The organism is Nodosilinea nodulosa PCC 7104 (assembly GCF_000309385.1).
Classification (GTDB): domain Bacteria; phylum Cyanobacteriota; class Cyanobacteriia; order Phormidesmidales; family Phormidesmidaceae; genus Nodosilinea; species Nodosilinea nodulosa.
In genome coordinates, this window is record NZ_JH976537.1 from 1,436,503 (window position 1) to 1,442,762 (window position 6,260).

General features: G+C 54.4%; 5 protein-coding genes and 1 pseudogene. 4 read left to right on the forward strand and 2 right to left on the reverse strand.

The window, feature by feature from the left end; genetic code table 11:
• The first annotated feature begins 27 nt into the window (after window positions 1–27).
• The 4 genes from LEPTO7104_RS0106470 (at window position 28) to LEPTO7104_RS0106490 (ending at window position 5,587) form a co-directional block, all read left to right on the forward strand.
• Window positions 28–1,515, forward strand: a complete 1,488-nt coding sequence (locus tag LEPTO7104_RS0106470) for a leucyl aminopeptidase (RefSeq protein WP_017297744.1) — start codon at window positions 28–30, stop codon at window positions 1,513–1,515.
• A 940-nt stretch (window positions 1,516–2,455) separates the two neighbouring features.
• Window positions 2,456–3,244 (forward strand): hypothetical protein, encoded by a 789-nt coding sequence (locus LEPTO7104_RS36775; RefSeq protein WP_155523541.1) that lies wholly within the window; start codon window positions 2,456–2,458, stop codon window positions 3,242–3,244.
• A 384-nt stretch (window positions 3,245–3,628) separates the two neighbouring features.
• Window positions 3,629–3,937, forward strand: coding sequence for an RNA recognition motif domain-containing protein (locus tag LEPTO7104_RS0106485; protein ID WP_017297747.1), 309 nt, complete (start codon window positions 3,629–3,631; stop codon window positions 3,935–3,937).
• A 159-nt stretch (window positions 3,938–4,096) separates the two neighbouring features.
• Window positions 4,097–5,587, forward strand: a complete 1,491-nt coding sequence (locus tag LEPTO7104_RS0106490; RefSeq protein WP_026072429.1) for a YcjF family protein — start codon at window positions 4,097–4,099, stop codon at window positions 5,585–5,587.
• Here the strand turns inward: LEPTO7104_RS0106490 and LEPTO7104_RS43515 are convergent.
• Together LEPTO7104_RS43515 and LEPTO7104_RS42255 are read right to left on the reverse strand one after the other, a co-directional pair.
• Window positions 5,584–5,847, reverse strand: a complete 264-nt coding sequence (locus LEPTO7104_RS43515; RefSeq protein WP_264307862.1) for a DUF6399 domain-containing protein — start codon at window positions 5,845–5,847, stop codon at window positions 5,584–5,586. The genes LEPTO7104_RS0106490 and LEPTO7104_RS43515 overlap by 4 nt on opposite strands.
• Window positions 5,750–6,260: pseudogene (locus tag LEPTO7104_RS42255) on the reverse strand (DUF6399 domain-containing protein); the annotation flags it as partial. The gene LEPTO7104_RS43515 and the pseudogene LEPTO7104_RS42255, both read right to left, overlap by 98 nt.

The window sequence follows — 6,260 nt, forward strand, 5'->3', positions numbered from 1 at the left end:
AACAGAGAAAACTAGCCCCTAGGTTGAATGGAATTTCACGCATCCGGTACGTCTTGTTTAGATTGGTCTGGCGACGCTCTGATCATCGGCCTGAGCGAAGAGGCTCTGCCCCTCTCCAATACCCTGGCCGAACTCAACCATCAGGTTTCTGGGCTGCTCCAAGAGCTAATCGACGAAGTTGAATTTACCGGCAAAGAAGGCAGCACCGCCATCACCCGAGTGGGGCCAGGGGCCAAGGTCCGTAAGTTAGGAATAGTGGGCCTCGGAGCTACCGCCGCGATCACTGCCGAGACCCTGCGCCGCACCGCTGCCGCCGCTGCTCGGCTAGCTAAAAAAGAGAAGTGCGCCTCCCTGGGGCTCAGCATGCCCCTGGTGCAGCAGGATGCGGCCCTCACCGCCCAGGCGATCGCCGAGGGCGCGCTGCTCGCCCTTCACCAAGACAACCGCTTCAAATCAGACGATAAAAACGGGAAAGCCGTTGTTGAACACATTTACCTGCTCGATCTACCTGGCCAAGAGAGCAGCCTCCAGACCGCCCAGGCAATCTGCGATGGGGTGATTCTGGCCCGCGAACTGGTATCCGCTCCGGCCAACGTGGTTACCCCCGAAACCCTGGCCCAAACCGCCCAGGACATTGCTACCGCCCACGGCCTAGAGCTAGAGATTTTAGATCAGGCCCAGTGTGAGGCCCTGGGGATGGGGGCCTACCTGGGGGTAGCCAAAGCCTCTGACCTGCCCCCCAAGTTCATTCACCTCACCTATAAACCCACAGGCACCCCTACCCGCAAGCTGGCGATCGTAGGCAAAGGCCTTACCTTCGACTCGGGCGGGCTCAACATCAAACCCACCGGCAGCGGCATTGAGATGATGAAAATAGACATGGGCGGTGCCGCCGCTACCCTTGGGGCCGCCAAGGCGATCGCTCAGCTCAAGCCCAGCGTCGAGGTCCATTTCATCAGCGCTGCCGCAGAAAACATGATTAGCGGGCACGCCATGCGCCCCGGCGATATTCTCACCGCCTCCAACGGCAAAACCATCGAGGTCAACAATACCGACGCCGAAGGCCGCCTTACCCTGGCCGATGCGCTGGTCTTTGCCGAAAAGCTGGGCGTCGATGCGATCGTCGATCTGGCCACCCTTACCGGGGCCTGCATCATCGCGTTGGGCGATGACATCGCCGGATTATTTAGCGAAAACGAGGATTTGGCTGGGGCAATCGCCACTGCGGCCAACGCCACTGGCGAAAAATTCTGGCGTTTGCCCATGGAAGAGAAATACTTTGACGGCCTCAAGTCCATCGTGGCCGACATGAAAAACACCGGCCCCCGCCCCGGCGGATCGATCACTGCCGCCCTGTTCCTTAAGCAGTTTGTCACCTCTACGCCCTGGGTTCACCTGGATGTAGCCGGCCCTGTATGGACCGAAAAGGAAAATGGCTACAACAATCCCGGCGGTACGGGCTTTGGGGTGCGCACCCTAGTGCAGTGGGTGCTAATGCAAAACACTGGCTCCTAGCCAACTTCGCTCGGCAAACCCGGATAGGCTATCTCGCTAGCCCGGTTGACTGGCAAAACCCTTGAAACCTTTATGCTGCCCCAGGTTGGGCTAGCCTTAGCGGAACCCAATAACACCAGTAACGGTGTTTTTGGGTTTCACCGTTTTGGCGCGCTTGGCTCCCTAGCTCCCCTGCTCCCTAGCTTGCAGAAATAGTCCCTAAACATTCGCCTCAGAGTACTAGCGCCCTGCGATCGCACAATATTGAAACTTGATACCAGGAACAATATTCTCTGGGCACCGTCTTAATCAAAAGCACACGCCAATAGCACTAACGGATCAGTCAGATACTCTCTGGATAAAGATTGCTGATAGTTCCAAGAGATGCCGTGTACAGCAATGCCTAATGAGCCATTTTTGCCGAATACTTTTAGCGCCATCAGCGCCGTTTCTCAATCGTTCCAATATTAGCTCAGCCCTGTGGAGCTGTTAGCACCTAGAGCAATTTAAAGCTTTCAAACTTCTAGGAGTGCAGCTTTAGTTGCTGTTAAACAGATAGATCCGACCATCTATAAGTGCTCGATCCGTTGCTGTGCAGTGGGTTGAGCAGCGGCAAAACCTGGAGCTTGAGCTGGGTTTAATTTTCCTCTTACTTACAGCAAAAGTCCTAACGATTTGGGCTAGTTTCTTTTTACCTGTTTCTTGGATCTACTCGCTTAGTTGTAGCTCGTTTCTTTGCTGGCAAGCCTCGATCTTAGAAAGATCTTATGCCCAACGATAGTTTTCATCTCACCACCATGTTTTTAGTATTGAGTTATATAGAGCATTTACTAGCTGCCATCCGCTAGCGGCACGATTAGATTCATTGTTCCGAGCATGAGCACACCGCCTTAGAGATATCCGTTTCCGCATGGCTATTTCTAAAACTTCTCTTCACCTACTGTCTCATCAGAGTAAACCAATGAATTTTACGGATTACTTCGATCGCATCGCCATCGTTTATCTGCCCGAGCGGAGAAGACGTCTAAAAAGCATGAAGCGACAGGTTCAGCGATTAAATATAGAAGATTGTGTGCAATGGTTTAAAGGCCTAAAATTCAAGGAGGCGGGCCAGTTTCCCAAGGCCAGCGTTAGGGGCTGTGTCATGAGTAACTACGAAATCCTGCGCCAGGCAGCCCAGGATAAAATTGAAAGGCTGCTTCTGTTCCAGGCAGACTGTGTCTTAAGTCAGCGACTTATTTGCCAAGAGCAAAGCATTCTTGACGAACTCGCCAGTCGCAGTTGGGATATTGCCTATTTCGGCTGTCAACCCTACTCTAACGACCAGGCCGACGGCAAAAAAATTTCGATTGACCCTACCCCCAATCGATTCTTCTCTCGAGTAGATGTTCACCAAAACATCCGTGAGACCCATTTTTGGGCCTGTCAAGGTCAGGTCATTCCCCAACTCGTCGAGTTTATGGAAGCATCCTTTGAGCGGCCAGCCGATCATCCCGACTATGGCCCAACCTATTTTGACGGATATATGAACGAAATTCGTTATCGCAATCCAGACTTGACCACTCTGGCAGCGGTGCCTTACCTCGGGTGGCCGCTAAGCAGCACCAGCAATCTCAACCCCAGTCGGCTAGACGGTATTCCTGGCATATCTCCCGCCTTACAAGCTGTTAGAGGAGCAAAAAATTTCTGCCTGGAAACAGGTGATTTTATTCGGCACAGCTTACTGTCTAAGAACCAGCAGGTTAACTAAACACCGTAGAACCAGTGTCACTAGGACTCGAATGCTGAACTATGCCATCTCCCCATCTCCCTCGCGATTGACAATAGTCGTCACACTCGTGCCGCAGTCTAATAGCTAGCTTTAACAACTCATCGGTAGCTGTCTAGCATTCTGGCTCTAGGAAAGCGGCAGATCACCTTGCGACACCAAAGCGTGCCACAGCCCACCCGGGGGAAACCGCTGAGTAGCCTTAGCGCAGATGATACAGAGGTGTGAGATGCGCTACTGCTAAGCACAAAGTGATCAGCTATGATAGCAGCAAAGATTGTACCCATTGGCAAGGGGTAAGGCTTTTAGCTCCCCGATCCATAGGTCAATACTTCAACACCTTGGTATTTTGGTTCGGAGAGACTCGTGACTATCTACATTGGGAACTTGTCATTTCAGGCATCTGAAGACGACATCAGAAGTGTTTTTGCTGAATATGGTGAGGTTACTCGCATCAGCCTGCCTATCGACCGAGAAACGGGTCGAAAGCGAGGGTTTGCCTTTGTCGACATGGCCGATGAGGCAAAGGAAGACCAGGCAATCTCCGAACTAGACGGGGCTGAATGGCTAGGACGTGAACTTCGCGTCAACAAAGCTCGTCCGCGTACCGAGGACGGTGGTGGCGATGGCGGCCGCCCCAATCGCAGTAACAGATTTTCCCATAATCCTCTTTAGATCTTTCTCCTACGCTTAAAGCGCTCGATTTGGGAAACTGTCAATAGATTGAGGCTTACTGCTTTGGCAGAGGTGTTCAGTGAATGCCTCTGCCATGCTGGTTTTAAAACCTAAACTAAGCTAGTCTTCACGCACTGCCGCTGTTTGGACAGGGTAACTATGGCACGGTGGCGATGGGTATTAGTCCTGGTAGGGCTGTTGGTGAGTTTGGGGGCGGTGCTGCTACTCACTGACTCCTTGCTGCGCTTGTACGCCGTGCTGGCATTGCTATCCCCTCGTCTGGCCCAGGTGGTAATAGGGTTAATAGTGATCATTGCGGCAGGAACAGCAGGTTTTTGCATCTATCGCCTAGGGCCTTTTTTGCGCCCTCGCCGCCGTCAGAAACGACTCCGGTCTCCTCGTCACCCAGAGGAGGCGGCCGCCGCAAGTTTGCACGCGGTGCAGCGACAGGTTGAGCAAATTCAGGATCAGGTGACCCGCCAGGCCCTGCGAGATAAGGCTCTGACTTTACAGTCATCAACGGCTGACCGAGATTTGACCATTGCTGTATTTGGGGTAGGGTCAGCGGGCAAAACGGCCCTCATCAACGGGCTTTTGGGCCAACCGCTGGGTGAAGTCGGGGCTGCGTTAGGCACCACCCAAATTCAGCAAACCTACCCCTGGCAAATCCCCAATGTACCCAGGGCGCTAGAGATCGTCGATACTCCAGGTATTGCAGAAACGGGTGTCGCGGGTACAGAAAGAGAGCAATCTGCTCGGGCAGTAGCGGCTGGGTCAGATTTGATTGTATTCGTCATTGATGACGACCTGCGGCAGGCAGAGTACACCGTGCTTCAGGCCCTGATGAGTATGGGCAAACGGGTGCTGCTGGTGCTTAATAAAGCCGATCGCTACCCTGAGGCCGATTTAGAGAGTTTGTTAGACCGACTGCGATCGCGGGTTGTTCCTCCTCTGAGCCCCGACGATATTGTTGCCGTAGCGGCCATGCCGCAACCTCTGCCCCAGGTAGGCGGCGGGTGGCTGCAAATGCAGCCCAATCTACTTCCGTTGCGCACTCGTCTGGCCGATCTGCTCCGCCAAGAAGGCGAAACGCTGATGGCTGACAACTTGCTGCTGCAAGCCCAGCAGATTGGCGCCAGCGCCCAGCAGATTATCGACAGCCAGCGCCTGGCCCAGGCCGACGCTGTTATTGAACGCTATCAGTGGCTCAGCGCGGGGGCGATCGCTATGACTCCACTCCCCGGCCTCGATTTTTTAGCCACAGCCGCTATCAACGCCCAAATGGTCGTCGAGCTTAGCCAAGTTTACGGCTGCGAAGTCAGCTTTGAAGAAGGCAAAGCCCTGGCGCTATCTGTGGCAAAAACCCTTACGGGCCTGGGACTGGTCAAAGGCACCGTAGACCTACTTGCCCTCGGCCTACAAACTAACCTGGCTACAGCCATAGCAGGGCGCGCCCTAAAAGCTACAAGCGGCGCCTACCTGACCCGCATTGCCGGCAAAAGCTTCGTAGAGTACTTCCGCCAAAATCAAAGCTGGGGCGATGACGGCATGGGCAGCATTGTTGAACAGCAGTTTCGCCTCAACCAGCGCGATGCAGTCATGAAAGCCTTCATCAAAGAAGCCATTACTCGAGTTGGGGTATCAACTTAAGCCGGGACAGATTGACCGTACCAGGGATTGGGCTGTTGTGACACAGAAGACCGTCTAGGCATAGGCAGCTCCGTAAAGGTACTTAAGACAGACTCAAAGAGGTCAGGAAAGGGATGACCAAAGAGACGCTGGGCGGCGGTGGAGCCATCCGGGCGCTTGAGGTCAAAATTGTGGAGGATGGTGAGCACTGAGAGGGCCTGGGGCGAAAAGCCCCGAGAGGCGTGATGTCGCTGAGCGAGATAGCCATTGCGGCCCTCCACCGCCGATGAGGTGCGCTGATAGTTGGCACACATCCGTCGGCCCCCATTGTATCCACCGTAGGACATCAGCCGCCTGGAGCATCAGCGTCATCTCGGCTTTCATCAAGGAATTGAAGGCATCACTAGCGGCCTGCTGGTAGCGATGCTTGAGGTGAGGGGTGCGGGTTTTATCGGCTTGTTGCGACCAATATAGCCAGGGCAATAGAACCGTCAGCACCCAGGTTTGCACCTCAGGATCTTGGGTTTCTACCGACGATAGAGCGTGGGTGGCCCAACGCCACCAGGCGTGGACGCCTTGGGCTAAGGCCGGGATCTGACGTTCAAAGGTCGCCACGGCAGACCAGGCGGATGCTCCACCGTAGTCTGCGGCCAGGGCATTGAGGGTGGGCAGCAGGGCGCTGAGTCGAGCCCTG